This window comes from Caballeronia sp. LZ008 (genome assembly GCF_031451435.1).
In the GTDB taxonomy this organism is placed as follows: domain Bacteria; phylum Pseudomonadota; class Gammaproteobacteria; order Burkholderiales; family Burkholderiaceae; genus Caballeronia; species Caballeronia zhejiangensis.
The window spans coordinates 363068-389591 of sequence record NZ_JARUXK010000001.1; the positions used below are offsets into that span (position 1 = coordinate 363068).

Here is a 26524-nt window from a genome sequence, read left to right on the forward strand (position 1 = left end):
CGTTTCAGCGGGCAGCGGCCGGAGCCACGGCGGCGGGGGGTGTTTCGATCTTACCCTGATCGCCAGTGAGCCGCTTAACGACGGGTTTGCTCCACGAGCCGGTGATCGAATAGTCGAGCGCGAACGCTTTCTGAATCGACGCCGACAGCGCGAGATCGGCGGCGAGCGCGCCGAGGCCGAGCAGCGGATTGATGACCGCCGCGCCCAGTGCGACCGCGCCGGCGCCGACGGTCGGAATCACCTTGACGTGGAGGTCTTGCGTCTGCTTCGGCATATCGACGATGCCCTGCATCTGCACGCGCGCCGGCGACGTGACCATCAGGAAGTCGTCCGTGCGGCTGATGCCATCGACGATCGTCGCGTTGCCGGTGATCTTCTCGAACGGCAGGCCCTTGCCGACGACATCCTCGAAATGCAGCGTCAACAGGCTCGCGAGACTGCGCAGGCTGAAGACGCCGAGCCACTTCGCCGAGCCCGGCGCACGCAGAATCTGCCCGTGACGCAGATCGACGGCGACGTTGCCATCGAGCGTGTTCACGTCGACGGCCGTCGGCCCGCCGTTCCACGCCGCGTGACCCGACACGGTTCCGCTGCCCGAACCGACCACGTGCGGCGCGCCGAAACGGTCGATCAACTGGCCGCCGTTCTTCACGTCGAGCTTGAAGTTGAGCGACGTGCGGCGCGGAGTGACGTCATCGGCCTGACTGCGCATCGCGTCCGGTTGCGCGGCGGCCTGCACGACGCCGCCCGGCAGCGTGCGCCACGTCGCGTTCGCGGTGAGCGTCGCGTCGGGGTTCGCGAGTTCGAGTTTGTCGAGCGTCCAGATCGGCTCATCGGCGATGACTTCGTTATGTGCGTCGACTTCGAGCCGGCCGAGGTCGTGGTCGCGGAACACGATCTCGTTCACGATGAGATCGATCGTCGGCATGTTGCGCGGCGGCTTCATCACGAGCTTGCCGGCCGCATCGTGCTCCTTCTTCTCCGGAATCACGATCTTCGCGAAGCGCGCCTGCAACGCGCCGGGGCTTTCCTTCTTCGCGCCGGGCGTCCACGAGACATCGCCCGACATCTGATTCGACGCGATGTTCGCTTGCCATGTGCGATCGGTCTCGCTTTCACTCGCGGCAATCGCGACGTTCTCCCAGCGCCGGTCGAGCAGATTGAGCGTCGTGAAATGGATGGCGGCGCGCGTTGGGATGAATTGCTTCACGTTCTCGCTCATCGGTGCGCGCGGCGCGTTCGCGTCGGCGGGCGAGTCGGCGGGCGAGTCAGGCATCGCGGCGCTGAGTTCGGCGAAAGTCTTGCGCCAGGCATCGGCATCGAATTCGTTCAGATCGGCGGTCGCGCTCACGCCTTCGGCCGGCAAATCCGCCGGCTTGTTCAGGCCGATCGCGCCGCGCACGACCTTCACGCGCGCGCGCATGTTCATCGGCTCGGCGACGTTCTGCGGATCGATCTTGACCTGAGCCTTGCCGATCTGTCGGAACACGTAATGCGCGGCCACCGGGCCGACGTTCAACTGCGCGTCATGCAGATCCGGCGCGCCGCCCGATGATGGCTGGAAGCTGAAGGTGAGCGGCATCGGCGCGCCTTTCGCCTTGCCGAACGGCGCGGGCAGATCGATGCCGAGTCCGGTCAGATCCGAACTCGCCTGCACGACCGGCAGCGCGTTCTTGACGCCGTGAACGTGCATCTCGTAAGGCGCGGCGCCGTCGATGCGCTTCATGAAAGCCGCGACTTGCGGCGTCATCGGCTTGTTGAGGCGGCCCGCGGCATCCGCGCCGATGCGTCCGTTCACGTCGAACGCATAGCTGCCGTCTGCCTGCACGCCGCCCTTGGCGTGCACATCGCCGCCGAGCAATTGCGCCGAGAGGCCATTGAGCGTGACGGTTTTCGCGGCGAAATCGGCACGGCCGCGCAGATGCGAGAGCGGCGGCAGATTGGCGTACCTGACTTCGTTGTCGGCGAAGGTGAGCGAGCCTTTGTACTCCGGCTTGATCGGCGGCTGCGGCGCGGGCGGCCGATAGCGCGGAATGCCGAGCGTGAGCGCGAGATCCGCGTTGCCTTTTGCGTCGATCTTGCGGGTCGCGTGCTTCGCCATCAGGCCGAGCGAGCTGTCGTCGACGTACTTCAGCATGTCGGCGAGCGGGCCGCGCGCCTTGCCGTCGATCCACAGCTTGGTTTCGCGATTGCCCGTATCGTCGATGCGCCCGACGACCTTCGAGACCTTCACGCCACGATAATGCCCGCGGCCGATATCGAAGCCGAGCTTGTTCTGCGCGAGCGTGAACGTCCCGTCGATACCCTCGAACGCCGGCCAGAAGTTAGGCAGGCCGTTGGCCATCTTGCGCGGCGGGAAGGGCGTGGGATCGAACTTGCCGCCGGTGAACGGCGCCTCGATGCGGAAGATGCCCGCATCGGGAAATTTCGCGTACGGAAAGCGCGTGAGATCGCCGTGCACTTCGATCGTCCCGTTCTTCGCGACGCCCGCCTGCAGCGCATGGCCGAGATAGACGCGCACGCGCTCGTTGAGGCTCGTCGGCAGATAGCGCACGAGACTCGTCACTTTCAGATGCGAGACCTTCGCCTTCAGATCGAGATTGCCGCGCCCGTGGCCCTGATTCCAGTAGTCCGCGGTGGCCTCGCCTTCGGCATGCGCGTTCTTCACGCGCAGCGTCTCCAGATGCAGCGTGAACGCGCGGCGCAGTTCGCCGGGCGCGATCGCATCGGCGACGGTCCAGCGCGCGCGGCCTTGCAGCGAATCGAAGACGAGGCGCGGATCGTCGAACGCGCCGGGAACGGTGACGGCGACGTTCTTCGTGTCGATCGTGATGTGGCCGCCTTTCTCGTTCGCGTCGACGCTGCCCCACAGATTCTCGACGCCCGGAATGCCGGCGCGCGGATGGTTGTTGATCGTGAGCCCGGGCGGCGGCTCCTGCGCCTGCACGCTCAGGCCGTTGAGATCGCCCTTGAACGCGTAGTGCAGAAGCGGCGCGTCGCCTTTCTTGCGCTGCTGCTGCGCTTCTTCCTCGGTCTTCGGCGCGGCGCGCTCGGTGTAGATCGTGTAATCGGACACCTGGCCGCGCGGATTGAAGCGCACGAGCTCGTTGAGGATCTTCGCCGGCAGCGGCAGCGCACGCGCGAATTCCGCGAGGATGCCGATATCGACGCTATCGCCCGTCAGCCGCAGCAATTGCCCCTTGCCGACCGAAGGCAGCCGGTACGTGGCCGTCAGCGCGCGCGACACGAGCAGACGCGCGACCGGCGTGCCGTCGTCGAGCGGCAACTGGCCGAACTCCGCGTGCAGGTCGCGCAGATCGAGCGTGTACGCGTTGTCGCTTTTGTCGATGTTCCAGTTGAAGCTGGCGATCGGAAGATCGAGGCGCGGCTGCGTCGGGCGCGTGCGCAGCGCGACGTTCGCGCCGGTCAGGTCGCCGGTCGCGTTCTGCAATTGGCCGCCCGCGAAGTTCAGCCAGATCTGGTTGTTGATGCGGCCGCTGTACATCTGGAACGGCAGCTTCACGTAGCGCGCGAGCGTCGGCAGATCGACGGGACCGGTCGAAACGTAGAGACGGCCGGTCCAGTTCGCGGGCGCGCCCATCGCCGAGAAGGGTTGATGACCGAAGTCCGCGCGGAAATCGAGCGGGCCGTGCAGCACGTCGCCATCGGCGGGCGCCTTGAGCGCAAGCCGATGACGCGCGCCGTCGTTGACGATCGCGAGGTGCAGGCGCTTGAACGCGATCTCGGGCGCGGCGCGCTGCGCGTCGCGCCAGCGCAGCGTGCCATCGCGCAGAAGAATGCGGTCCTGGCCGAGCAGCCAGGTCGTGAATGCGTTCGAACCGGTGCGATGCGTGGGAATCGGCACGCCCGCGACAGTAACCGCGCCATCGGCGTTGCGCGCGATGATGACATCGGGTCCGTCGACGGTCAGATCGGCGAGCTTGGGCCGCAGATGCAGCAGCGATCCCCACGCGATGCTCGCGCTCGCGTGCGGCACGGCGAGGCCCGGCGAGCCATCGGCGGCGTCGATGCGCAGGTTGTCGATATCGATCGTCGGCGAGAGCCCGGACCATCGCGCGGAAATCCTGCCGATGCGCAACTGGGCGTGAATCTGCGATGAGACGAGTTGCTCGATCCGCGGCCGGAACGAATCGACCTGCGGCATGACGATATAGCGCAGGCCGACATACACGCCCGCCACCGCGAAATACGCGATGGCCGCAATGACGAGAAGGAATTTGAAGACGCGCGCAAGCACGCGCTCGGCGTTGCCGCTGGGCCTGGCTTGTCCAACTTCGGTCGGGTCGACGGATCGTCTGCTGTCGGACATGCTGCTGCTGTTCGGCGATATGGTAGTTTTGCGTGTTTGACGCTGAAATGTAACACGGGCATTGCGGCGACGGCCGCTGCCTGCGCACTCGTGGAGGCTCGCTGAGCCGCGCCCGGCAAGACTTGCGGCGCGGTGTTATACCGCGATGCCTTTCCGGAAGCAATGAGCGAACCTAACCTTTCATGACCGACGCAACTCTTCTCAGTTCCGATTATTCCAACTATGCGGCGCGCGCGTACTCGGCGCGTCCCGAACTGGCGTCGAATGTCGCGCAATGGGCGCAGACGCGCATCACGCGTGGGTGGATCGAAGCGCGGCTGGACGCGCACTGCACGCCTTGCACCGAAAGCGGCGTGCTCGATGAAGCCGCGCTCAAGACCGCGTTGCGCCGCTTGCGGACCGAAGTCTTCTGCACGGTGATGGAGCGCGATCTCGCGGGCACCGCCGATGTCGCCGAAGTCACCGGCGCGATGACCGATCTCGCCGAAGTCACGGTGCAGCGCGCGCTGGCGGTGCTGTCGGCCGATCTCGAAGCGCTCTTCGGCGAGCCGCGCGGACCGGACGGCGAGCGGCTCACGCTCGGCGTCGTCGGCATGGGCAAGCTGGGCGGGCGCGAGCTGAACGCATCGTCGGATATCGATCTGATCTTCGTCTACGAAGAGGACGGCGAAACCTCGGGCGGCACGCGCTCGGCACTCCCGACGCAGGAATTCTTCACACGGCTCGGCCGGCGGCTGATCGGCGCGCTCGCGGAAATGACGCAAGACGGCTACGTCTTTCGCGTCGACATGCGGCTGCGTCCCAACGGCGACTCCGGCCCGCTCGTGTGCAGTCTCGGCATGCTCGAAGAGTATTTCTACGTGCAGGGCCGCGAATGGGAGCGCTACGCGTGGATCAAGGGCCGGCTCATCTCGGAGACGAAGAGCGATTCGGCGAAGCGTCTCGCGAAGCAGCTCGAAGCCATCGCGACGCCCTTCATCTACCGGCGCTATCTCGATTACGGCGTGATCGCCGCGATCCGCTCGCTGCATCAGCAGATTCGGCAGGAAGCGCGGCGGCGCGCGTCGATGCGCCCCGACAAGGCCGACGACATCAAGCTCGGGCGCGGCGGCATTCGCGAGATCGAATTCAGCGCGCAAGTATTTCAGTTGATTCGCGGCGGACAGGCAGCGGATTTCCGCATTCGTCCGACGCTCGCGGTGCTCGAACGCGCCGCTGCGCATGGCCTGCTCGCGCCGCAGGTGTGCAAGGCGCTGTCCGACGCTTATCTCTTTTTGCGCACGGTCGAGCATCGGCTGCAATACCGCAACGATGCACAGACGCACGCGATGCCCGTCGCCGACGACGAGCGCGCGTTGCTCGCGAAATCGCTCGGCTTCGCGGACTACGCCGCGCTGATGGAAACACTCGACGCGCATCGCGAGCTCGTCGAGCAGCAGTTCGACGCGATCTTCGCCGACAAGGTGAGCGGGCAGGGCGGCTGCGGCGTCGCGGAGGATTCGGTGGCGTCGTGGATCTGGAGCGGCGCGCTCGCCGACGATTCCGCGCAGGAAGAGCTCGCCGCGCGCCTCATGGAACTCGGCTTCGCGGACCCGGCGCCGGTGCTCGCACGTCTGACGGGCGTGTGGAATTCGGCGCGTTACGCCGGCTTGCCGTCGCAGAGCCGCGAACGCTTCGATATCGTCGCTCAACGCTCGATAGAAGCCGTGCAGTCGATCGATGCGCCGCGCCGCGCCGACACCATCATGCGGCTTTTCGATCTGCTCGAAGCGACGGCCAAGCGCGGCGCGTATCTCGCGCTGCTGACCGAATATCCGGCGGCGCTCGCGCGCGTGCTCTCGGTGCTGTCGGGGTCGCGCTGGGCGGCGGGCTATCTGATCCGCCATCCGCAATTGCTCGATGAATTGCTAGACGACGAAGCCATCGCCAGCCCGTTCGACTGGGCCGCGTTCAAACGCTCGCTGATTGCACGGCTCGATGCCGCCGAGGACGCGGAACATCAAATGGATCTGCTGCGTCACGCGCATCAGGCCGAAGTATTTCGCATTCTGCTGATCGATCTCGCCGGGCATCTGAGCGTCGAGCACGTGAGCGACCGTCTCTCCGAACTCGCCGACGCCGTGCTCGACGTCACCGTGCAGACCGTGTGGAAGCAGTTCCCGAAGCGGCATCGCGAGACGCCGCGCTTTGCGGTCATCGCGTACGGAAAGCTCGGCGGCAAGGAACTGGGCTACGCGTCGGACCTCGACCTCATCTTTCTGTACGACGATCCCGACGACGCGGCCTCCGACATCTACGCGATGTTCACGCGCCGCCTCATTACGTGGCTCACGTCGGCGACGGGCGCGGGCACGCTCTTCGACGTCGACTTGCGTCTGCGGCCGAATGGCGAATCGGGCCTGCTCGTGACCGACCTCGCATCGTTTCGCCGCTATCAGATTCGCGAGGGCGACGCGGCGAACACGGCGTGGGTCTGGGAGCATCAGGCGCTTTCGCGCGCACGCTACAGCGCGGGCGATGCCGAAATCGGCGCGGAGTTCGAGCAGATTCGCGCCGACGTGCTCGTCATGGAACGCGACGCGGCCGCGCTCGCGCGCGAGATCGTGTCGATGCGCCAGCGCGTCGCCGATGGCCATCCGAATCGCAGCGACCTGTTCGATCTGAAGCACGATCGCGGCGGCATGGTCGATATCGAGTTCATCGTTCAGTACTGGGTGTTGCTGCACGCGCGCGAGCATCGCGAGTTTCTGCGCAACGCGGGGAATATCACGCTGTTGAAGATCGCCGCGAAAAGCGGATTGATCGCCGAAGCAGAAGCCGATGCGATCGGCGCGGCGTATCGCCAGTACCGCAAGCTGCAGCACACGCTGCGGCTCGACGGTATGGAAAAGGCGCGCGTCGATCCGGCCACGGTTCAGACCGAACGCGACGCGGTGACGGCGCTGTGGGACCGCGTGTTCGCAGTGGCGTCGGCGGGCTGACGCGGATGCTTAAGCCGCCAGCATTTCCTTCGCGTGCTTGCGGGTGGTCGCGGTGATTTCGAGACCGCCGAGCATGCGCGCGACTTCTTCCACGCGTTTTGCGCGATCGAGTTGCTTTACCGTGCTCACCGTGCCGCCCGCATCGTCCGACGATTTCGCGACCTGGAAATGCTGATCGCCACGCGCGGCCACTTGCGGCAAGTGCGTGACGCACAGCACCTGACGGTCGCGGCCGAGCTGATGCAACAGACGCCCGACCACTTCCGCGACGCCGCCGCCGATGCCCGTGTCCACTTCGTCGAAGATGAGCGTGGGCGTCGGACTCGCCGTGCTCGCGATGACGGCGAGCGCAAGACTGATGCGCGCCAGTTCGCCGCCCGACGCGACTTTCGCGAGCGGCCGCAGCGCGACGCCCGCGTGTCCCGCGACGCGGAATTCGATCTGCTCCAGCCCGTTCGCGCCGCCTTCGGCGAGCGGCACGAGCGCGACCTCGAAGCTGCCGCCTGCCATCGACAGTTCCTGCATGCCTTCCGTGACCGCTTTCGACAGATTTTTCGCGGCCTTCGCGCGCGCCTTGGACAGCACCTTGGCTTGCGCGAGATATTCGCTCTTCGCTTTCTCGGCGGCGGCGTTGAGCGCATCGAGATCGGCGGCGGCATCGAGTTCGGCGAGCTGGCGGCGGCGCGCGTCGTGTTCTTCCGGCAGCGTTTCGGGTTGAAGGCGGAACTTGCGCGCGGTCGAGTGCAGTTGCTCCATGCGTCTTTCGACTTGCGCGAGCCGGTCAGGATCGAGCTCCAGCCGCTGCGCGTAGTGCGATAGCGAATACGACGCTTCCTGCAACTGGATTTCCGCCGGTTCGAGCGACGCGAGCACGTCGTTCAACGCGGGATCGATATCGGACAGGCCGCGCAGCTTCGAGATGATGGCGCCGAGCTGCGAGATCATCGCTTCGTCGGATTCGGAGAGCGCGCCGAGCGCACCCTGCACGCCGTCGATGAGACTCGCCGAATGCGACAGCCGATGATGCTCCGCGCTCACTTCTTCCCATTCGCCGGGCTGCGGCGCGAGCTTGTCGAACTCGCTCAGTTGCCACGCGAGACGCTCGCGTTCCAGTTGCAGCTCGCGGTCGCGATTCTGGGCGGTCTCGACGGCTTGCTGCGCGTCGCGCATCGCTCGCCACGCACGATTCACCGCGCCGGCCGTGTCGAGCAACTGCGCGTGCGTGTCGAAGAGTTCGCGTTGCGCGTCCGGTCGCATCAACAATTGATGCGCGTGCTGGCCGTGGATATCGACGAGCATTTCGCCGACTTCGCGCAACTGCGCGAGCGTCGCGGGCGTGCCATTGATGAACGCTCGCGAGCGGCCGCCCGAATCGATCACCCGCCGCAGCATGACCGAATCGGCGTCCTGCGTGAGCGCGTGTTCGTCCAGCCAGCGCACGACGAGCGGATGCGTCGAAAATTCGGCGGTGATGTCGGCGCGCGCCTGACCGGCGCGCACGACGCTCGCGTCGCCGCGCGCGCCGAGCGTGAGCGCGAGGGCGTCGATGAGGATCGACTTGCCCGCGCCGGTTTCACCCGAAAAGACCGTGAAGCCTGGATCGAAATCGATATCCAGCGTGGCGACGATGACGAAATCTCGAATGGAAAGATGACGGAGCATGGACGCTTCGGGGAAGGAAGTTCTGGCAGATCAGAGAGCGGACGAATCCTGCGACGGATGCTCGTTCCAGTGCAGCTTCTTGCGCAGCGTGGCGTACGTGCTGTAGCCGACCGGATGCAGCACCGGCACCGTATGCTTCGAGCGCCGCACTTCAATCGCGTCGTTCAGTTCGACGGCGGTGAACGACTGCATGTCGAAGTTCACGTTGACGTCGCGACCGCCGATGATCTGAATGGTCACTTTCGAATCGTCGGGCAGCACGATCGGCCGGTTCGACAGCGAATGCGGCGCGATCGGCACGAGCACGAAGCCCTGCAATTGCGGATGCAGGATCGGCCCCGCCGACGACAGCGCGTAGGCGGTCGAGCCGGTCGGCGTCGCGACGATCAGTCCGTCGGAACGCTGGTTGTACATGAAGTGGCCGTCCACCGACACGCGCAGCTCCGCCATGCCGGAGAAGCCGCTGCGATTCACCACGACGTCGTTGAACGCGAGCGCGTGGTAGATCGGCTTGTCGTTGCGCACGATGCGCGCTTCGAGCAGGCTGCGTTCCTCGCGCTCGAACTGGCCGGCGAGCATTTGCGGGACGATTTCCTGCATCGCCTTGAGCGGAATGTCGGTGATGAAGCCGAGCCGGCCATGATTCACGCCGATGAGCGGTGTTTTATACGGCGCGAGCTGCCGTCCGATGCCGAGCATCGTGCCGTCGCCGCCGAGCACGATTGCAACGTCCGCGCGCGCGCCCATCTCCGCGATGGAGAGCGCCGGGAACTCCGTCACGCCGACGTCCTTCGCGGTGCCCGCCTCGAAGACGACCTCGAAGCCCTGGCTCCTGAGGAGATCGGCGAGCGATCTCAGCGGCGCCTCGATGCCCGGCGTGTTGGTGCGCCCCACGAGGGCGACGGTCTTGAATTGGCCAATTTCCATGCCGGCATTACACCATAGTCAGAGAGCGAAAAGAACCGTGGGCGATGGCCGCCGGGCGCGCCGCGACGAGACCGTGCGGCATGACGCGGGCAGGCTCGCCGTTTGTCGCTAGAATGGAGCGGACGTTGAATGCCGACCACCCGGCGCGGCTCGCCGCTATCCGACACGTTGAGCTAAAATTTCCCCATGCTAGACCCACGTGCACAAACCCTCCTCAAAACGTTGATCGAGCGCTACATCGCCGAAGGTCAGCCGGTCGGTTCGCGCACGTTATCACGTCATTCCGGCCTCGAACTGAGCCCCGCGACCATCCGCAACGTCATGTCGGATCTCGAAGACCTCGGGCTGGTCGCGAGCCCGCATACGTCGGCGGGACGCATTCCCACGCCGCGCGGCTACCGGCTCTTCGTCGACACGATGCTGACTGTAGAAGCACCGCAAGACGAGGCCATGACCACCGCGGTCAAGACTCGCCTGCAAGGCGAGGAGCCGCAGAAGATCGTCGCGGCGGCGGCGAGCGTGCTGTCCAATCTGTCTTCGTTCGCGGGCGTCGTGCTCACGCCGCGCCGGAGCCACATGTTCAAGCAGATCGAGTTCATGCGGCTGTCGGACAAGCGCATTCTGCTCATCATCGTGACGCCCGAAGGCGACGTGCAGAACCGCATGATGGCCACGCAACGCGACTATTCGCCTTCGCAACTTGTAGAAGCCTCCAATTACATCAACGCGCATTTCGCGGGCCTGTCCTTCGACGAAGTACGCCGCCGTTTGCGCGAGGAAATCGACCAGTTGCGCGGCGACATGACCGCGCTCATGCAGGCGGCCGTGGTCGCGAGCACCGCCGAGACGGACCCCACTGACACCGTGCTGATTTCCGGCGAGCGCAACCTGCTCGAAGTGGCGGACCTTTCGTCCGACATGGCGCGGCTGCGCAAGCTTTTCGATTTGTTCGACCAAAAGACGAGCCTCCTGCAATTGCTGGATGTATCGAGTCACGCGCAAGGCGTGCAGATTTTCATCGGCGGAGAAAGCAATCTCGTGCCGATCGAGGAAATGAGCGTCGTGACGGCGCCATACGAGGTCAACGGGAAGATCGTCGGCACGCTCGGCGTGATCGGCCCGACGCGCATGGCGTACAACCGCGTGATTCCGATCGTCGATATCACCGCGCGTTTGCTGTCGATGTCGCTCAGTCATCAGTGACGCCATCTTGGCGCGCCGCGAAAGAGCGCGCCACTAGGCCGTTCGGCCAATGATGCGTCCGGAAACGCGCCGCTATAATGGTCCTCAACTTTTCCGACGACCATCTTCAGGCTCGCTTCCCTTATGCGTTTCGACCTCGAGTTGCCCTCGCAGCCCAGCGCTTCGCATCGCGTCGCGGTGCTGCTGATCAATCTCGGCACGCCGGACGCGCCCACGCCGCGGGCGGTGCGCAAGTATCTGGCGCAATTCCTGTCCGATCCGCGCGTCGTCGAAATTCCGTCATTCGTGTGGCAATTCATTCTGCGCGGCCTGATCCTGCCGTTTCGCGGGCGCGCATCGGCGAAGAAGTACGCGCAAGTGTGGATGCCCGAAGGCTCGCCGCTGCGCGTGCATACGGAAAAGCAGGTCGACGGCTTGCGGCGGCTCTTCGCGGCGAACGACTATCACGTCATCGTCGACTATGCGATGCGCTACGGCACGCCGGGCATCGGCGCGATGCTCAATCAGCTGAAGCTCGAAGGCGCCGACCGCATTCTCCTGTTGCCGATGTATCCGCAATACTCGTCGTCCACGACGGCCACCGCGTTCGATGACGCGTTCGCCGCGCTCAAGCGCGTGCGCAATCAGCCGGAAATCCGCACGATCCGCCATTACGCCGATCATCCGGCGTATATCGCGGCGCTCGCGGAGCAGGTGCGCGACTATTGGCGGCATCACGGCCAGCCGGATTTCGCCGCGGGCGACAAGCTCGTGCTGAGCTTCCACGGCGTGCCGAAGCGCACGATGGATCTCGGCGATCCGTATCACGACCAGTGCCAGCTGACCGGTTCGTTGCTCATGGCCGCGCTCGGGCTTACGCCGGTTGAATGCCGCGTGACGTTCCAGTCGCGCTTTGGGCGGGCGGAGTGGCTTCAGCCGTACACCGCGCCGACGGTCGCGGAGCTCGGCGCGGGCGGCGTTTCTCGTGTGGACGTGTTCTGTCCCGGCTTCACGGCGGATTGTCTCGAGACGATCGAGGAAATCGGCATCGAGGTGCGCGACGAATTTCTGAAGGCGGGCGGCAAGCATTTTCACCGGATTGCCTGCCTGAACTCAGCGCCCGCGTGGATCAAGGCACTGGGCGAGATCGCCGCGCAACATCTTCAGGGATGGCCCGTGCAGACTGTGCAGCCGCTCACCGCAGTGGCCTGAGCGCGGCTTTTTCAGGCATTTACCCATGAACTACAAGATTTCGACGGAACCTGGCGCGCGTTTGCGCATCGATAAGTGGCTTTGGGCAGCGCGTTTCTTCAAGACGCGTTCGCTCGCGAGCGATGCGGTCGAGAAAGGCCGCGTGAAGATCGGCGGGGCGAATGTGAAGCCGTCTAAGGACGTGCGCGTCGGCGATATCGTCGAGATCGATATCGAACGGCTGGTGTGGCAGGTTGAAGTGCTCGGGATATGCGATGTGCGCGGCCCGGCGCCGGTCGCCCAGACGCTCTATGCCGAAACCGGGGAAGGCCGTGCGAAACGCATGGCCGAGGCCGAGCGCCGCAAGAATTTCCGCGAGCCCGCAGCGGAACTGCAGGGAAGGCCGACGAAGCGCGACCGGCGCACTATCGACAAATTTTCTCGTTCGGATTGAAGTAGCTTTCGATGGTCGCGTGAACGCCGCCGTACTCGGTGGTACGTTCGGTCACGACGCCGGACATGCAGATGGTGGTCGTTCCCGCGACGAGTACCAGGGCGACCACCGCGATAGCAAAGGTCAGTTTCATGGTATCCCCGGGAAGCGGGTTGCCCGGTCAGAAGGCGGCCGGATCAGGAAACGGGCAAGGGCTGAAAGCGGTTTGAAGCAATTCGTAGGATTAGGGTTAACGTGCGTCCTGCGCTGCTTTTTTGAAGTGTAGGCGACTCAGGGCTTTCCCTCAATCCGAAAATCGCGCGCCGCGGCGAAGTGTGTATTACGAGCCATTGCGGCGCCACCTTGCTGTCGAGATTTGTCCGAAAAACCGTTTCGAAGGCTTGAAAAAGCTTTCGGCGCCCTCATTTCGGCCGTTAGTGCGAAAAATGCGTCCGACTTTCGGTCTGGCCGCTTTCGCAGCCGATTCAACTCACTGCAATACATATTCAGCGACATGGAAAACACGCAAGAGAATCCAGCGAGCCAGAACGCAACGCCCGCCGACGATAACGCGCGCCAGTCCGCCGACCCGACCAGCGCGGCGGCTCCCGCGTCCCAAGGCGCACCGGCTGATGCCGCCGCCGCGCCGCAAGCCGCGCCGAATGAGGCCGAAGCTGCGCTCGCCGAAGCGCAGGCCACCATCGCCGCGCTCAAGGAAGACTTCCTGCGCGCGAAGGCCGAAACCGAGAACGTGCGCCGCCGCAGTCAGGAAGATGTCGCGAAGGCGCATAAATTCGCCATCGAAAATTTTGCGGAGAACCTGCTTCCGGTGCTCGACAGCCTGGAAGCCGCGCTCGCCGACCAGTCGACGGATGTCGCCAAGGTTCGCGAAGGCGTCGAACTGACGCTGCGTCAACTGACGGGCGCGTTGGAGAAAGGCCGCGTGATCGCGGTGAACCCGGTCGGCGAAAAATTCGATCCGCATCGCCATCAGGCCATCTCGATGGTTCCGGCGGAACAAGACCCGAATACTGTCGTCACGGTGCTGCAGAAGGGCTACGTCATCGCCGACCGCGTGCTGCGTCCGGCGCTCGTGACCGTCGCCGCGCCGAAGTAATCGGTCTCGCGGCGTACGTGCCGGCCGTGTCGGTCGCCGCACAAAAAAACTTATAGACCGCATCGTTTGCAGGGTCTTGAAATCGAAACTGACGCTCTTATCTTGCGTACAGGTATGAATTTTGGGCGTTCGGCCCGGTAAATCGGCAAAAGCCGGCATCGAAAGGCCGGCCGCAACGCCACTGCGATCAAAGCTAGGAGAGGATAAAAAATGGGCAGAATCATCGGTATCGACCTCGGCACCACGAACTCGTGCGTGGCGCTGATGGAAGGCAATCAGGTCAAGGTCATCGAGAACTCGGAAGGCGCGCGCACCACGCCGTCGATCATCGCGTACATGGATGACAACGAGATCCTCGTCGGCGCGCCTGCGAAGCGCCAGTCGGTCACCAATCCGAAGAACACGCTGTACGCGGTCAAGCGCCTGATCGGCCGCCGCTTCGACGAGAAGGAAGTGCAGAAGGACATCAACCTGATGCCCTACAAGATCGTCAAGCACGACAACGGCGATGCATGGGTCGAAGCGCACGGCAAGAACCTCGCGCCGTCGCAGGTTTCGGCTGAAGTCCTGCGCAAGATGAAGAAGACCGCTGAAGACTACCTCGGCGAGCCGGTGACGGAAGCCGTCATCACGGTTCCGGCGTACTTCAACGACAGCCAGCGTCAGGCAACGAAGGACGCGGGCCGCATCGCCGGTCTGGAAGTGAAGCGCATCATCAACGAGCCGACCGCGGCCGCGCTCGCGTTCGGTCTCGACAAGGCCGAAAAGGGCGACCGCAAGATCGCCGTGTTCGACTTGGGCGGCGGCACGTTCGACATCTCGATCATCGAGATCGCGGACGTGGACGGCGAAATGCAGTTCGAAGTGCTGTCGACGAACGGCGATACGTTCCTCGGCGGTGAAGACTTCGACCAGCGCATCATCGATTACATCATCGGCGAGTTCAAGAAAGAGCAGGGCGTCGACCTGTCCAAGGACGTGCTCGCGCTGCAACGCCTGAAGGAAGCCGCTGAAAAGGCGAAGATCGAACTGTCGTCGACGGCTCAGACCGACATCAACCTGCCGTACATCACGGCGGACGCGTCCGGTCCGAAGCACCTGAACCTCAAGTTCACGCGTGCCAAGCTCGAAGCGCTCGTCGAAGAGCTCATCGAGCGCACGATCGAACCGTGCCGCATCGCGATCAAGGATGCGGGCGTGAAGGTCGGCGACATCGACGACGTGATTCTCGTCGGCGGCATGACGCGTATGCCGAAGGTGCAGGAGAAGGTGAAGGAGTTCTTCGGCAAGGATCCGCGCCGTGACGTGAACCCGGACGAAGCCGTCGCCGTGGGCGCCGCGATTCAAGGCCAGGTTCTGTCGGGCGACCGCAAGGACGTGCTGCTGCTCGACGTGACGCCTCTGTCGCTCGGCATCGAGACGCTCGGCGGTGTGATGACGAAGATGATCAACAAGAACACGACCATCCCGACGAAGCACTCGCAAGTGTATTCGACGGCGGACGACAACCAGGGCGCCGTGACGATCAAGGTGTTCCAGGGCGAGCGCGAAATGGCCGTCGGCAACAAGCTGCTCGGCGAGTTCAACCTCGAAGGCATTCCGCCCGCACCGCGCGGCGTGCCGCAGATCGAAGTGACCTTCGACATCGACGCGAACGGCATTCTGCACGTTGGCGCGAAGGACAAGGCGACGGGCAAGGAAAACAAGATCACCATCAAGGCGAACTCGGGTCTGACGGACGCGGAAATCGACAAGATGGTGAAGGACGCCGAAGCCAACGCCGAGGAAGATCACAAGCTGCGTGAGCTGGCCGACGCGCGCAACCAGGGCGATGCGCTGGTTCACAGCACGAAGAAGGCGGTCGCGGAGTACGGTGACAAGGTCGACGCTTCGGAGAAGGAAAAGATCGAAGCGGCGCTGAAGGACCTCGAAGAGGCGCTGAAGAGCAGCTCGAGCGACAAGGCCACGATCGAAGCAAAGGTCGAGGCGCTGGCTCAGGCTTCGCAGAAGCTCGGCGAAAAGATGTACGCCGACATGCAGGCGCAGCAAGGCGCGGCGAGCGCGGCCGCGGGTGCGGCAGGCGCGGGCGCGTCGGCGGATGCGGGCGCGAGCCAGCATCACGATGACGTCGTCGACGCCGACTTCAAGGAAGTGAAGAAGGACTAACGCCGAATCGGGCGCGTGAGTGGCGACATTCACGCGCTTTTCGGTGGTATCACCGGGACGCGTTGGCGTCTGACGTGGAGCGCGCCTGGCGAGCCTTTCGGCTCTCCGGGCACGTTGTTTTTAGAGGCGCGTTGCTTCTGGCGAGGCGCAAAAAGTTTTACGCGCGGGTTGCGAGCGACATCCGCAGCATCTCGCAGCATCTGACAGGAACCGCGGCGCTCAAGCGCGGCGGCATCGAACCGACATGGCGAAACGGGATTACTACGACGTTCTGGGCGTCGCGAAAAATGCGAGCGACGACGAGATCAAGAAGGCGTATCGCAAGCTCGCGATGAAGTATCACCCTGACCGCAACCCGGACAACAAGAAGGCGGAAGAGAATTTCAAGGAGGCGAAGGAAGCCTACGAAATGCTCTCCGACCAGCAGAAGCGGGCCGCCTACGATCAGTACGGCCACGCGGGCGTGGATCCGAACATGGCGGGCGCGGGCGCGCAAGGTTTCGGCGGTTTCGCCGATGCCTTCGGCGATATCTTCGGCGACATCTTCGGACAGACGGCGGGTGGCGCCGGCGCGCGCGGCCGCAGCGGTCCGCAGGTGTATCGCGGCGCGGACTTGCGCTACAGCATGGAAATCACGCTGGAGCAGGCGGCGCACGGCTACGACACGCAGATTCGCGTGCCGAGCTGGGTGAACTGCAACGTCTGCCACGGCTCCGGTGCGAAGCCGGGCACGAAGCCCGAAACCTGCCCGACCTGTCATGGTCAGGGCCAGGTACGCATGTCGCAAGGGTTTTTCAGCATCCAGCAGACGTGCCCGAAGTGTCACGGCAGCGGCAGCTACATCCCCGATCCGTGCGCGAACTGCCACGGCGCGGGCAAGGTGAAGGAAACGAAGACGCTGGAAGTGAAGATTCCGGCGGGCATCGACGACGGAATGCGAATCCGCTCGGCGGGCAATGGCGAGCCGGGCATCAACGGTGGTCCGGCCGGCGACTTGTATGTGGAAATCCACATCAAGCAGCATTCGGTGTTCGAGCGTGACGGCGACGACCTGCATTGCCAGATGCCGATTCCGTTCACGACGGCGGCGCTCGGCGGCGAGATCGAAGTGCCGACGCTCGCGGGCCGCGCGAGCTTCACGGTGCCGGAAGGCACGCAGTCGGGCAAGACGTTCCGTTTGCGCGGCAAGGGCATCAAGGGCTTGCGTTCGAGCATCGCCGGCGATCTGTATGTGCATGTCCAGGTCGAAACGCCGGTCAAGCTCACCGACGCGCAGCGCGATTTGCTCAAGCAGTTCGAGAAGTCGCTCGTCGAGGGTGGCGCGCGGCATAGTCCGCAAAGCAAGAGCTGGTTCGACCGCGTGAAGAGCTTCTTCGATTGATGCGGTCGAGTGCGTCGTACGTCGGGCAGGTATGACGATGAAAACCGAAGAGCGCAGCGCGGTGTTCGCGCTGCTCGACGATTGCGATGCGACCGCCGAAAGGCGGTCGAGTCGTTTGTACACGGACTTCGTGCGCGAACGCGTGTGCGTGGACGCGCGCGATCTCGATGCCGTTTGCGCCGAAATCGAGCGCGATCTGCAGAGCGGCCTGCATGCGCTTGTCGTCGCCGATTACGAGTTCGGACGCAATCTCCAGTTCGGTGAAATCGGGCGTGGTGAAGATCAGGCGCTTCGCGTGCTGATGTTTCGCTCGTGCGTGTTTCTGTCGCGTAAGGAAGTGAGCGCCTGGCTCGCCGATGACGAGGTTGCAGGCGTCGCGGGCATTGCGCCGAGCGTCACCCGCGACGAGTTCGACAAGGCCATCGCCACGGTTCAGGAGGCGTTGAAGGAAGGCGAGTCGTATCAGATCAACTACACGTATCGGCTGAATTTCGATGTATTCGGCACGCCGCTCGCGCTGTATCGGCGATTGCGCGAGCGGCAAGCCGTGCATTTCGGCGCGTTCATCGCGTTGCCGGACGGCAGGTCGGTCGTGTCGTGCTCGCCGGAATTGTTCGTCGAGAAACATGGCGATCTGTTGCGCGCGCGGCCGATGAAAGGCACCGCGCCGCGGGATGCCGATCCCGAATCGCTGCGCCTCGACCCGAAGAATCGCGCCGAGAACGTGATGATCGTCGACTTGTTGCGCAACGACATGTCGCGCGTGGCGGTCACGGGTTCGGTCAACGTACCCGCGCTGTTCTCGGTCGAGCCGTACGCATCGGTGTGGCAGATGACGTCGACGATCGAAGCGCGCGTCATTCCGGGCACGTCGTTCGCGGACATCGTGCGCGCGCTCTTTCCGTGCGGCTCGATCACCGGCGCGCCGAAGTATCGGACGATGCAACTGATCGACGAAATCGAGAGCACGCCGCGCGGGCTTTACACCGGCGCGATCGGCTGGCTCGATGCGAGCGGCGACTTCTGCATGTCGGTGGCGATTCGTACGCTCGTCATCGATGCGGCCGCGCGGCACGGCGTGCTCGGCATCGGCGCGGGCATCGTGCTCGATAGTGTCGCCGCCGACGAATACGAGGAGTGTCTGTTGAAAGCGCGTTTTCTGACGGGCGCGGATCCCGGCTTCGAACTGTTCGAGACGACATACGCGACACGCGATGAAGGCGTGCGCCATTACGCGCGCCACGTCGCGCGGTTGAAGGCGAGCGCGGCGTATCTCGGTTTCACGTTCGACGAAGCTTCGTTGCATGAGCAGACCGCGCAACATATCGCGGACTTCGAAGGCCAGAAACCGTATCGAATGCGTATCGCGCTGGCCAAGACCGGGCGCATCACGATGACGAGCGCGCCGCTTGCGCCGTTGCCATCGGATACGGTGAACGTGCTGCTCGCTTCGGAGCGCGGATTCGCGCCGCATAGCTCGGCCGATCCGCTGCTCAGACACAAGACGACGCGTCGCGCGGATTACGATCGTGCGTGGAAAGCCGCCGAAGCCGAAGGCGCGTTCGACATGTTGTTCGTCAACGAGCGCGGCGAGTTGACCGAGGGCGGCCGCTCGAGCGTGTTCGTGAAGCTCGACGGCGAGTGGTTCACGCCGCCCATCGATGCCGGCGTGCTGCCGGGCGTGATGCGCGCGGTGTTGATGGAAGAACTCGGCGCGCGCGAACGCGCGCTTACGCCGAACGAACTCGACAACGCGCAGAGCCTGCTGATCAGCAACGCCCTGCGCGGCGCGGTCGAAGCGCGCCTCAAGCGTTAGCCAGAATCACCACTCGGCGACGCTGCCATCCGCGTGACGCCACACCGGATTGCGCCAGCGATGGCCGACCTTCGCCATTTCGCGCACTTTCTCCTCGTTCACCTCGATTCCCAAGCCCGGCCCTTGCGGAATCGACACCATCCCGTCTTCGTACTTGAAGACTTCCGGATTCCTGATGTAATCGAGCAGGTCATTGCCCTTGTTGTAGTGAATGCCGAGGCTCTGTTCCTGGATGAACGCGTTATAGCTGACCGCATCGATCTGCAGACAGGTTGCGAGCGCGATCGGACCGAGCGGGCAGTGCAGCGCGAGCGCGACATCGTAGGCTTCGGCCATCGTCGCGATCTTGCGGCATTCGGTGAGACCGCCCGCGTGCGACGCGTCCGGCTGAATGATGTCGACGTAACCGCCCGCCAGAATGTGCTTGAAATCCCAGCGCGAGTAGAGCCGCTCGCCGAGCGCGATCGGCGTGCTTGTCTGGTTGACGATATCGCGCAGCGCCTCGACGTTTTCCGAAAGCACCGGCTCTTCGATGAACATCAGCTTGAACGGATCGAGCTCCTTCGCGAGTACTTTCGCCATCGGCTTGTGCACGCGTCCGTGAAAGTCGACGCCGATGCCCACGTTCGGCCCGACCGCTTCGCGCACCGCTTGCACGTTGTCGATCACGCCCTGAACCTTGTCGAAGGTATCGATGATCTGCAGCTCTTCCGAGCCGTTCATCTTCACGGCCTTGAAGCCGCGCTCGACCACCGCCCGCGCGTTGTTCGCGACGTCGCTCGGACGGTCGCCGCCGATCCACGAATACACCTTGATCTTGTCGCGCACCTGGCCGCCGAGCAGCGCGTGCACCGGCACGCCGTGATGCTTGCCGAGAATGTCCCACAATGCCTGATCGACGCCCGCGATCGCGCTCATGCCGATCGGCCCGCCGCGATAGAAGCCCGCGCGGTACATGACCTGCCACAAGTCTTCGATATGGCGCGGGTCCTTGCCGACGAGATAGTCGGCGAGTTCATCGACGGCTGCGGCGACCGTATGCGCGCGGCCTTCCACAACCGGCTCGCCCCAGCCCGTGATGCCCTCGTCGGTTTCGATCTTGAGGAAGCACCAGCGCGGCGGAACGATGAAGGTCTCGAGTTTCGTGATTTTCATTGAGCGTCTCCTGAAGGGTTTTACATGGTAGCAAAAAGGCGATGTCTGGGCATATTAATAGTATTATTCGCGTAAAGATTGGGACTTACGAAACATCAGTCGAATGCCCGATAATCGTGCTCAAAATATGAAGGGAGACCATCATTTACCGCGATCTGCATGGCCGTGTGACGCATGAACTGGGCATGGCGATCCTGCGCGGCGACTTTGCGCCGGGTTCGCCATTGCCGCGCGAAGCGGAACTGATGGAGCGCTTCGGCGTGAGCCGCACGGTGTTGCGCGAGTCGTTGCGCACGCTGACATCGAAAGGATTGATCGAGTCGCGGCCGAAAGTCGGTACGCGCGTGCGCGCGCAAGACGCGTGGAATCTGCTCGATGCCGACATGCTCGACTGGTACTCGCGCGTCGCGCCGCCGCTGCAATTCGCACTCAAGCTTCAGGAAATGCGCGAGATGATCGAGCCGTACGCCGCCGCGCTCGCCGCCGACAACCACGAAGAACGCACGCGCGAACGACTCACGCGCGCGCATCAGGCGATGGCGGACGCGCAGAACGTCGATGAATGGGTGCGCGCCGATCTCGACTTCCATCTGGGCGTGCTCGCCGCGTGCAGCAACGAATTGCTGATTCCGCTCGGCGCGCTGATCGAGCGCACGCTCGAAGGCCAGTTGCGCCTGAACGCGAAGCGCGCCGACGTCTACAACGCGTCGCTCGCGGAACATACGGCGGTTTTCGAAGCGATCATCGCGCGCGATTCGAACGGCGCGCGCCGCGCGATGGCCGGTCTGCTTGGCGTGACACGCGGCCGGATTGAAGGCTAGAACGCGTTCAGCGGAATCTTCAGATAGGTCGTGCCGTTGCTCGCCGCGTCGGGAAAGTGGCCCGCGCGGATATTGACCTGAATGGCGGGCAAGATGAGCGTCGGCATGCCGAGCGTCGCGTCGCGCGCCTCGCGCATTGCGACGAACTCGTCCTCGGTCTTGCCGCCGCCGACGTGGATGTTCTTCTCACGCTGCTCGCGCACCGTGGCTTGCCATTTCGGAGCGCGCGTCTCCGGCGGATAGTCGTGACACACGAAAAGCCGCGTGTCGGGATCGAGCGCGAGCAGGCGCTGAATCGATCGATACATCGCGCGGGCGTCGCCGCCCGGGAAATCGCAGCGCGCGGTGCCCAGATCCGGCATGAAGAGCGTGTCGCCGACGAACACCGCATCGCCGACGCGATACGCCATGTCGGCGGGCGTATGTCCCGGCACGAAGAGCGCGGTTGCTTCGAGCGCGCCGATCATGAACCGGTCGCCGTCGGCGAACAGATGATCGAACTGCGAGCCATCGAGCTGGAACTCGGGTTCGAGATCGAAGATCTTCTTGAACACGCCCTGCACCGTGCGTATCGACTCGCCAATTCCGATCTTCCCGCCGAGCGTGCGTTTCAGATACGGCGCCGCCGAGAGATGATCGGCGTGCGCGTGCGTCTCCAGAATCCATTCGACGGAAAGCCGCTGGTCCCGCACGAACGCGACGACCGCATCGGCGGATTTCGTCGATGTGCGCGCGGCTTTGGGATCGTAGTCGAGCACCGGATCGACGATAGCCGCGGCGGAGCCGGGCGCTTCGTAGACGACGTACGTCATCGTGCCGGTGTTGATGTCGAAGAAGGGCTGAATGATCGCTTGCACGTTGATTCCCCCGGTGCGTCACGCGATCCTGTGCTTTTGCGGCCCGGATGGATTGGGCGTGTTTGTCAGGATCGCGATACAGTGTAACCCTTTGCGCCGGGCATCGATGCGCCGGCCTTCGTCTTCGCGAAAGCTCCATCGAGAGGTTTGAATGTCGCACGTCCCGACCGCGCTCGCGTCGTCCTGGGGCGCGTGGGCCGTGTTCGTCAGCGTCCTCGCGACGCAGCTCGGCGTCCCGGTCCCCGCCGCGCCGATGCTCATTCTCGCCGGCACGCTCGTCGCCGCCGGCAACGTGCCGTTCTGGCAAATGCTGGTGGCCGCAGTGCTCGCGGTGCTCATCGCCGATTCCTTGTGGTTCACCGCGGGCCGTCTCTACGGCCGCACCTTTCTCAATTCGCTCGTGCGCTTCTCACTGTCGATCGATACCACGCTGCGCACCGCGCGCCGATGGTTCGAGCGCTTCGGCGTGCCGCTGCTCGCGCTGTCGAAGTTCGTGCCGGGGCTCGGGCTCGTGTCGGCGCCGCTGCTCGGCACCACGCAGATCGAAGTGCGCGTCTTCGTGTTGTGGGATCTGATCGGCGCGACGGCGTGGGCGAGCTTCTGGATGCTCGGCGGCGCGGCGCTCGAGGCGCAGATCGGCCGGCTCATCGAACTGGTGCGCGCGAACGGCACGACGCTGATCGACGTGCTCGTGATCATCGCGCTCGGCTTCGTGCTGTATCGATGGATCCGGCGCGAGCAGTTTCGTCAGTGGCTCGCGAAGTATCACATCACGCCCGATCAGCTCGACGCGATGATGCACTCCGACACGCCACCCGTGATCTACGACGCGCGTCCGGCGGACATTCGCCGTCGCGAGCCGTATCGCATCGCGGGCGCGATCGCGCTCGATCTCGATTCGCCGGATCGCGTCGATCAGTTGTATGCGGAGCACGAGGTCGTCGTGTATTGCGTGTGTCCGAACGAGGCGACGGCGAAGACCATCGCGCGTCAATTGCGGGCGAAGGGCTTCAGACACGTGCGGCCGCTGAAGGGCGGGCTCGATGCGTGGGAAAAGCACGGCTATCCGATCGAGCCGATTCCGCCCGAGCACTTGCGCGCGCCCGCCGATCACGACGACATCGATCACGATATGGTGACGATCCGCGCGACCGCGCCGGAATGAGCCGACCCTAGCTGCGGCGCGCCGGCCGGTTCACGAGCGCGATGCCCGCGAGGACCATCGCGGCGGCGACCATGAAGCGCGCGGTGAAATGCTCGCCGAGCAAGAGCACGCCGAAGGTGACGCCGAAGATCGGCGTGAGAAACGAGAACACGGAAAGCCGCGACGCCATGTAGCGCGTGAGCAGCCAGAACCACGTCAGATAGCTGATGAACGCGACGACGATCGCCTGATACGCGAGACTCGCGATCGCTATCGGCGACACGGCTTCGACGTGCGTCTGCCCGATGCCCGCCGCGAGCACGAGCAGCAGAACCGCCGATACCGCCAGCTGATAGAACAGCGTCTTGCTCGCGCTCGCATGGGAGAGCGCGGACGCGCGCACGACGACCGTCGTCGCGGCCCAGAAGATGCCGGCCATGATGCCGAGCGCATCGCCAGCGATGCCTTGCAACGTCGATGCGCTATTCGGATTGCCGTGCAGAAAGCCGTCCGCGAACGCGAGCGCGATGCCGCAGAACGCGAGCACGATGCCGCTCCACTGCGTGCGCGAAAGCCGCTCGCCCGCGACGAACCAGTGCAGCCCGAGCGCGGTGAAACAGGGCGCGGTGTAGAGAAACACGGCCATGCGTGTGGCCGTCGTGAGACTCAGGCCGAAGAAGATGCAGACGAATTCGCCGCCGAACAGCACGCCCGCGAGCAGTCCGGCGGGCAGCGTGTCGTCGCGCTGAAAGAGCGGCACGCCGCGCGTGCGCGTCCAGACCCATACGAGCAATGTCGCGATCAGCGAGCGGATGCCGGCCTGCAGCATCGGCGGAATCGAGGCGTTGGCTTCCTTGATCGCGACTTGCTGGAATCCCCACGCGCCGCAGAGGGCGATCATCACGATGACGGCGGTGGCGTCGGGGGCGCGGCGCAGGGAGAGGGATGGCGAGCTCATCGGCTGTCGGTTAAGCGTGCACTGATCTGGAGCGTCGATTGTGCCAGCGAACCGCTGCGATGAACGAAAGGTCGGGACGAGCCCGTGGAGATTGCGCGCCGCGACGAGCGTGCGGCGCGCGCTTTGAAAGCGTGGATTGAGCGCGGTTCAGGAATGCTTTTCGATCAGTTCGACCTTGTAGCCGTCCGGATCTTCGACGAAAGCGATGACCGTCGTGCCGCCCTTCACCGGACCGGCTTCGCGCGTCACCTTGCCGCCCGCCTGACGGATGCGCTCGCACGCATCGGCGGCGTTATCGACTTCGAGCGCGATATGACCGTAAGCCGTGCCGAGATCGTACTTGTCGGTGCCCCAGTTGTAGGTCAGTTCGAGCACGCTGTTCTCGCTTTCCGGGCCGTAGCCGACGAACGCGAGCGTGTACTTGTACTCGGTGTTTTCGCTTTGACGCAGCACATGCATGCCGAGAATGCGCGTGTAGAAATCGATGGAACGCTGCAGGTCGCCGACGCGCAGCATCGTGTGGAGGAGTCGCATGGTGGGATTCCTGTTTGTAGGTTTGCGGGGACAGGAATGAAATTGTACCGTCGGCGCTTTTTACGCGCTGACCGCGCTCACAGTGCCGGCAGCAAGTCCGGCGGATGATGCTTGAGCGTATGCCGCGCCTCGCGGAACTCGGGGAAGATCGATTCCACCGTCTGCCAGAAACGCGGGCTGTGATTCATCTCGCGCAGATGCGCCAGCTCGTGCGCGACGACGTAATCGATGATCGACATCGGAAAATGGATGAGCCGCCAGTTGAGGCGAATCTTGCCGTCGCTGGAGCAACTGCCCCAGCGCGTCGCCGCCGACGACAGCGCATACGCGCGGAACTCGACGCCGAGCTTCGCCGCATAGACCGCGAGCCGCGCACCGAAGATGCGCTTCGCTTCGCTTTGCAGCCAGCCTTGCACGCGATCCTTGATCTGCTGCGCGTCGGCGGATGCTGGCAGCGGAAGCGTGAGCACGCTGGTTTCGTCATCGAACGAAAGCGCGCTCGCAGAGTTGAGCGACACGCTGATCGTCTTGCCGAGAAACGGAAACTGCGCGCCGTCCTTCCATTCGATGCGCGGCAGCGCGCGCTGCTCCACGCGCGTCTGCCATTCGGTGAGCTTCCTGACGATCCAGTTCTGCTTGTCGAGAATCGCGCTTTCGATATCGGCGATCGTCACCCAGCGCGGCGCGGTGATCGCGAGCCCGGTTCCGTCGATGCAAAAGCCGATCGTGCGCCGCGACGAACGACGCAACCGGTATTCGAGCGCGCCCGCTTTGAGCACGATGCGACGCAGGCGCACGCCATCGGGCAGCGGTGCGGTGGCCGCGTTCGGTGCAGCGGGCGTGAGGACGGGAACGGGATCGGCGGGGGGGACATCGCCGCGCAGCGGAGCCGGTCCGTTCGCGGGCGGCGCGCCGGAGTAAGCCGGCGCATGCTCGAACGGCAGATCGAGTTGCAGGGTATCGAGCGCGACGGCGGGGCGCTGTCGCGAAGGGGCTTTCTGCATCGGCTCCGCTTTGCGCTCACGGCGCAGGAATGACGAGAAGAAAGAGTAGGGCACGCCTCGGCTCGAATCGAACGCCGCCGCGTCAGCGGCCCGCGCCCGCAGCGCCGGCTTTGGCCGGCTGCGCGTTCGGCACGGCGTAAGCGTGCGGATCGATGCGGCGCATTTCCGTCTCGATCCAGCTTTCGACGCGCGCGTTCACTTCCTCGGGCGTGAGACCGGCCGTATCGATCGGCTTGCCGACCGACACCGTGACTATACCCGGATATTTGATGAACGAATTGCGTGGCCACACGTGACCGGCGTTGTGCGCGATGGGCACGACCGGCGCGCCGGTTGCAACCGCGAAGCGTGCGCCGCCGGTCTTGTACTTGCCCTGGCTGCCGACGCGTGTGCGCGTGCCTTCGGGGAACATGATGATCCACGCGCCTTCGTCCATGCGCGCGCGGCCTTGTCTGGTGACGGAGACGAAGGCGTCGCGGCCCTGCTTGCGATCGATGTGCACCATCTTCAGGAGTCCGAGCGCCCAGCCGAAGAACGGCACATAGAGTAGCTCGCGCTTGAACACGTAGCAGAGCGGCCGCGGCATCAGCGCGGGAAACGCGAGCGTCTCCCACGCGGACTGATGCTTCGACAGCAGCACGGCCGGACCATTCGGCAGGTTCTCCATGCCTTCGATCGTGTAGCGAATGCCGATCAGATGCCGCAGCACGACGATCGTCGACTTGCACCAGCCGGCGGCCATCCAGTAGCGCTTGTCTGCGCGCATGAACGGAAACGCGATGAAGCAGGCGATCGCGTACGGCACCGTGTACACGACGAAGTAAAGCATCAACAGCAACGAACGGATGAAGCGCATGGAATGTCT

General features: G+C 64.4%; 20 protein-coding genes. 10 read left to right on the forward strand and 10 right to left on the reverse strand.

The window, feature by feature from the left end:
- Positions 1–4: 4 nt before the first annotated feature.
- Complete coding sequence (locus QCE49_RS01775; RefSeq protein WP_309805647.1) at positions 5–4330, reverse strand: AsmA-like C-terminal region-containing protein; 4326 nt, start codon at positions 4328–4330, stop codon at positions 5–7.
- A 182-nt stretch (positions 4331–4512) separates the two neighbouring features.
- On the opposite strand from QCE49_RS01775, the gene glnE reads away from it, so the two are divergent.
- Complete coding sequence (gene glnE, locus QCE49_RS01780) at positions 4513–7311, forward strand: bifunctional [glutamate--ammonia ligase]-adenylyl-L-tyrosine phosphorylase/[glutamate--ammonia-ligase] adenylyltransferase (RefSeq protein ID WP_175979811.1); 2799 nt, start codon at positions 4513–4515, stop codon at positions 7309–7311.
- Between the two features lie 9 nt (positions 7312–7320).
- On the opposite strand, the gene recN is transcribed toward glnE, so the two are convergent.
- Positions 7321–8973 (reverse strand): DNA repair protein RecN, encoded by a 1653-nt coding sequence (recN, locus tag QCE49_RS01785; protein WP_034470661.1) that lies wholly within the window; start codon positions 8971–8973, stop codon positions 7321–7323.
- A 30-nt stretch (positions 8974–9003) separates the two neighbouring features.
- The gene (locus QCE49_RS01790; protein WP_008351476.1) at positions 9004–9900 is read right to left on the reverse strand and encodes an NAD kinase; all 897 of its coding nucleotides are present in this window, start codon (positions 9898–9900) and stop codon (positions 9004–9006) included.
- 186 nt (positions 9901–10086) lie between these two features.
- Here QCE49_RS01790 and hrcA point away from each other — a divergent pair, with 186 nt between their 5' ends.
- The 3 genes from hrcA (at position 10087) to QCE49_RS01805 (ending at position 12727) form a co-directional block, all read left to right on the forward strand.
- Positions 10087–11103 carry a heat-inducible transcriptional repressor HrcA gene (gene hrcA, locus QCE49_RS01795; RefSeq protein ID WP_008351475.1) on the forward strand — a complete coding sequence of 339 codons (1017 nt, stop codon included), beginning with the start codon at positions 10087–10089 and terminating at the stop codon, positions 11101–11103.
- 123 nt (positions 11104–11226) lie between these two features.
- Positions 11227–12294, forward strand: coding sequence for a ferrochelatase (gene hemH / locus QCE49_RS01800; RefSeq protein WP_250433715.1), 1068 nt, complete (start codon positions 11227–11229; stop codon positions 12292–12294).
- Positions 12295–12319: 25 nt separating this feature from the next.
- On the forward strand, positions 12320–12727 hold the full coding sequence (locus QCE49_RS01805) for an RNA-binding S4 domain-containing protein (protein ID WP_008351473.1): 408 nt from the start codon (positions 12320–12322) through the stop codon (positions 12725–12727).
- On the opposite strand, the gene QCE49_RS01810 is transcribed toward QCE49_RS01805, so the two are convergent.
- Entirely contained in the window at positions 12699–12860 is a 162-nt protein-coding gene (locus QCE49_RS01810; RefSeq protein WP_008351472.1) for a hypothetical protein, read from the reverse strand. The two genes, QCE49_RS01805 and QCE49_RS01810, sit on opposite strands and share 29 nt — an antisense overlap.
- 360 nt (positions 12861–13220) lie before the next feature.
- On the opposite strand from QCE49_RS01810, the gene grpE reads away from it, so the two are divergent.
- The 4 genes from grpE (at position 13221) to pabB (ending at position 19186) form a co-directional block, all read left to right on the forward strand.
- A complete protein-coding gene (grpE, locus tag QCE49_RS01815; RefSeq protein ID WP_008351471.1) occupies positions 13221–13823 on the forward strand; it encodes a nucleotide exchange factor GrpE in 603 nt (200 codons plus the stop codon).
- A 210-nt stretch (positions 13824–14033) separates the two neighbouring features.
- On the forward strand, positions 14034–15989 hold the full coding sequence (gene dnaK / locus QCE49_RS01820) for a molecular chaperone DnaK (RefSeq protein WP_008351469.1): 1956 nt from the start codon (positions 14034–14036) through the stop codon (positions 15987–15989).
- 244 nt (positions 15990–16233) lie between these two features.
- Positions 16234–17370, forward strand: a complete 1137-nt coding sequence (dnaJ, locus tag QCE49_RS01825) for a molecular chaperone DnaJ (RefSeq protein ID WP_008351467.1) — start codon at positions 16234–16236, stop codon at positions 17368–17370.
- A 37-nt stretch (positions 17371–17407) separates the two neighbouring features.
- On the forward strand, positions 17408–19186 hold the full coding sequence (gene pabB / locus QCE49_RS01830) for an aminodeoxychorismate synthase component I (protein ID WP_409017129.1): 1779 nt from the start codon (positions 17408–17410) through the stop codon (positions 19184–19186).
- Positions 19187–19192: 6 nt separating this feature from the next.
- Here the strand turns inward: pabB and dgoD are convergent, their stop codons facing one another.
- Entirely contained in the window at positions 19193–20341 is a 1149-nt protein-coding gene (gene dgoD / locus QCE49_RS01835; RefSeq protein WP_008351463.1) for a galactonate dehydratase, read from the reverse strand.
- 140 nt (positions 20342–20481) lie between these two features.
- Between dgoD and QCE49_RS01840 the strand changes: the two genes are divergently transcribed.
- On the forward strand, positions 20482–21162 hold the full coding sequence (locus tag QCE49_RS01840) for a FadR/GntR family transcriptional regulator (RefSeq protein WP_033536533.1): 681 nt from the start codon (positions 20482–20484) through the stop codon (positions 21160–21162).
- Here the strand turns inward: QCE49_RS01840 and QCE49_RS01845 are convergent.
- Positions 21159–22019 (reverse strand): MBL fold metallo-hydrolase, encoded by an 861-nt coding sequence (locus QCE49_RS01845; RefSeq protein ID WP_309805650.1) that lies wholly within the window; start codon positions 22017–22019, stop codon positions 21159–21161. The genes QCE49_RS01840 and QCE49_RS01845 overlap by 4 nt on opposite strands.
- A gap of 151 nt (positions 22020–22170) precedes the next feature.
- On the opposite strand from QCE49_RS01845, the gene QCE49_RS01850 reads away from it, so the two are divergent.
- A complete protein-coding gene (locus QCE49_RS01850) occupies positions 22171–23184 on the forward strand; it encodes a DedA family protein/thiosulfate sulfurtransferase GlpE (protein ID WP_250456584.1) in 1014 nt (337 codons plus the stop codon).
- Positions 23185–23191: 7 nt separating this feature from the next.
- Here QCE49_RS01850 and QCE49_RS01855 read toward each other — a convergent pair whose 3' ends face one another.
- The 4 genes from QCE49_RS01855 to QCE49_RS01870 all read right to left on the reverse strand — a co-directional run bounded on the left by QCE49_RS01855 (position 23192) and on the right by QCE49_RS01870 (position 26515).
- Positions 23192–24121 carry a DMT family transporter gene (locus QCE49_RS01855; RefSeq protein WP_008351457.1) on the reverse strand — a complete coding sequence of 310 codons (930 nt, stop codon included), beginning with the start codon at positions 24119–24121 and terminating at the stop codon, positions 23192–23194.
- 147 nt (positions 24122–24268) lie between these two features.
- Positions 24269–24655, reverse strand: coding sequence for a lactoylglutathione lyase (gene gloA, locus QCE49_RS01860; RefSeq protein WP_008351454.1), 387 nt, complete (start codon positions 24653–24655; stop codon positions 24269–24271).
- A gap of 77 nt (positions 24656–24732) precedes the next feature.
- A complete protein-coding gene (locus QCE49_RS01865; RefSeq protein WP_250456583.1) occupies positions 24733–25659 on the reverse strand; it encodes a M48 family metallopeptidase in 927 nt (308 codons plus the stop codon).
- A gap of 82 nt (positions 25660–25741) precedes the next feature.
- Positions 25742–26515, reverse strand: a complete 774-nt coding sequence (locus tag QCE49_RS01870; RefSeq protein ID WP_008351449.1) for a 1-acyl-sn-glycerol-3-phosphate acyltransferase — start codon at positions 26513–26515, stop codon at positions 25742–25744.
- Positions 26516–26524: the final 9 nt, after the last annotated feature.

What these genes read in the sequence shown, in the direction of transcription:
- QCE49_RS01775 (WP_309805647.1), bottom strand. Translation starts at nt 4,330, where the DNA reads ATGTCCGACAGCAGACGATCCGTCGACCCGACCGAAGTTGGACAAGCC.
- glnE (WP_175979811.1), top strand. Translation starts at nt 4,513, where the DNA reads ATGACCGACGCAACTCTTCTCAGTTCCGATTATTCCAACTATGCGGCG.
- recN (WP_034470661.1), bottom strand. Translation starts at nt 8,973, where the DNA reads ATGCTCCGTCATCTTTCCATTCGAGATTTCGTCATCGTCGCCACGCTG.
- QCE49_RS01790 (WP_008351476.1), bottom strand. Translation starts at nt 9,900, where the DNA reads ATGGAAATTGGCCAATTCAAGACCGTCGCCCTCGTGGGGCGCACCAAC.
- hrcA (WP_008351475.1), top strand. Translation starts at nt 10,087, where the DNA reads ATGCTAGACCCACGTGCACAAACCCTCCTCAAAACGTTGATCGAGCGC.
- hemH (WP_250433715.1), top strand. Translation starts at nt 11,227, where the DNA reads ATGCGTTTCGACCTCGAGTTGCCCTCGCAGCCCAGCGCTTCGCATCGC.
- QCE49_RS01805 (WP_008351473.1), top strand. Translation starts at nt 12,320, where the DNA reads ATGAACTACAAGATTTCGACGGAACCTGGCGCGCGTTTGCGCATCGAT.
- QCE49_RS01810 (WP_008351472.1), bottom strand. Translation starts at nt 12,860, where the DNA reads ATGAAACTGACCTTTGCTATCGCGGTGGTCGCCCTGGTACTCGTCGCG.
- grpE (WP_008351471.1), top strand. Translation starts at nt 13,221, where the DNA reads ATGGAAAACACGCAAGAGAATCCAGCGAGCCAGAACGCAACGCCCGCC.
- dnaK (WP_008351469.1), top strand. Translation starts at nt 14,034, where the DNA reads ATGGGCAGAATCATCGGTATCGACCTCGGCACCACGAACTCGTGCGTG.
- dnaJ (WP_008351467.1), top strand. Translation starts at nt 16,234, where the DNA reads ATGGCGAAACGGGATTACTACGACGTTCTGGGCGTCGCGAAAAATGCG.
- pabB (WP_409017129.1), top strand. Translation starts at nt 17,408, where the DNA reads ATGAAAACCGAAGAGCGCAGCGCGGTGTTCGCGCTGCTCGACGATTGC.
- dgoD (WP_008351463.1), bottom strand. Translation starts at nt 20,341, where the DNA reads ATGAAAATCACGAAACTCGAGACCTTCATCGTTCCGCCGCGCTGGTGC.
- QCE49_RS01850 (WP_250456584.1), top strand. Translation starts at nt 22,171, where the DNA reads ATGTCGCACGTCCCGACCGCGCTCGCGTCGTCCTGGGGCGCGTGGGCC.
- QCE49_RS01855 (WP_008351457.1), bottom strand. Translation starts at nt 24,121, where the DNA reads ATGAGCTCGCCATCCCTCTCCCTGCGCCGCGCCCCCGACGCCACCGCC.
- gloA (WP_008351454.1), bottom strand. Translation starts at nt 24,655, where the DNA reads ATGCGACTCCTCCACACGATGCTGCGCGTCGGCGACCTGCAGCGTTCC.
- QCE49_RS01865 (WP_250456583.1), bottom strand. Translation starts at nt 25,659, where the DNA reads ATGCAGAAAGCCCCTTCGCGACAGCGCCCCGCCGTCGCGCTCGATACC.
- QCE49_RS01870 (WP_008351449.1), bottom strand. Translation starts at nt 26,515, where the DNA reads ATGCGCTTCATCCGTTCGTTGCTGTTGATGCTTTACTTCGTCGTGTAC.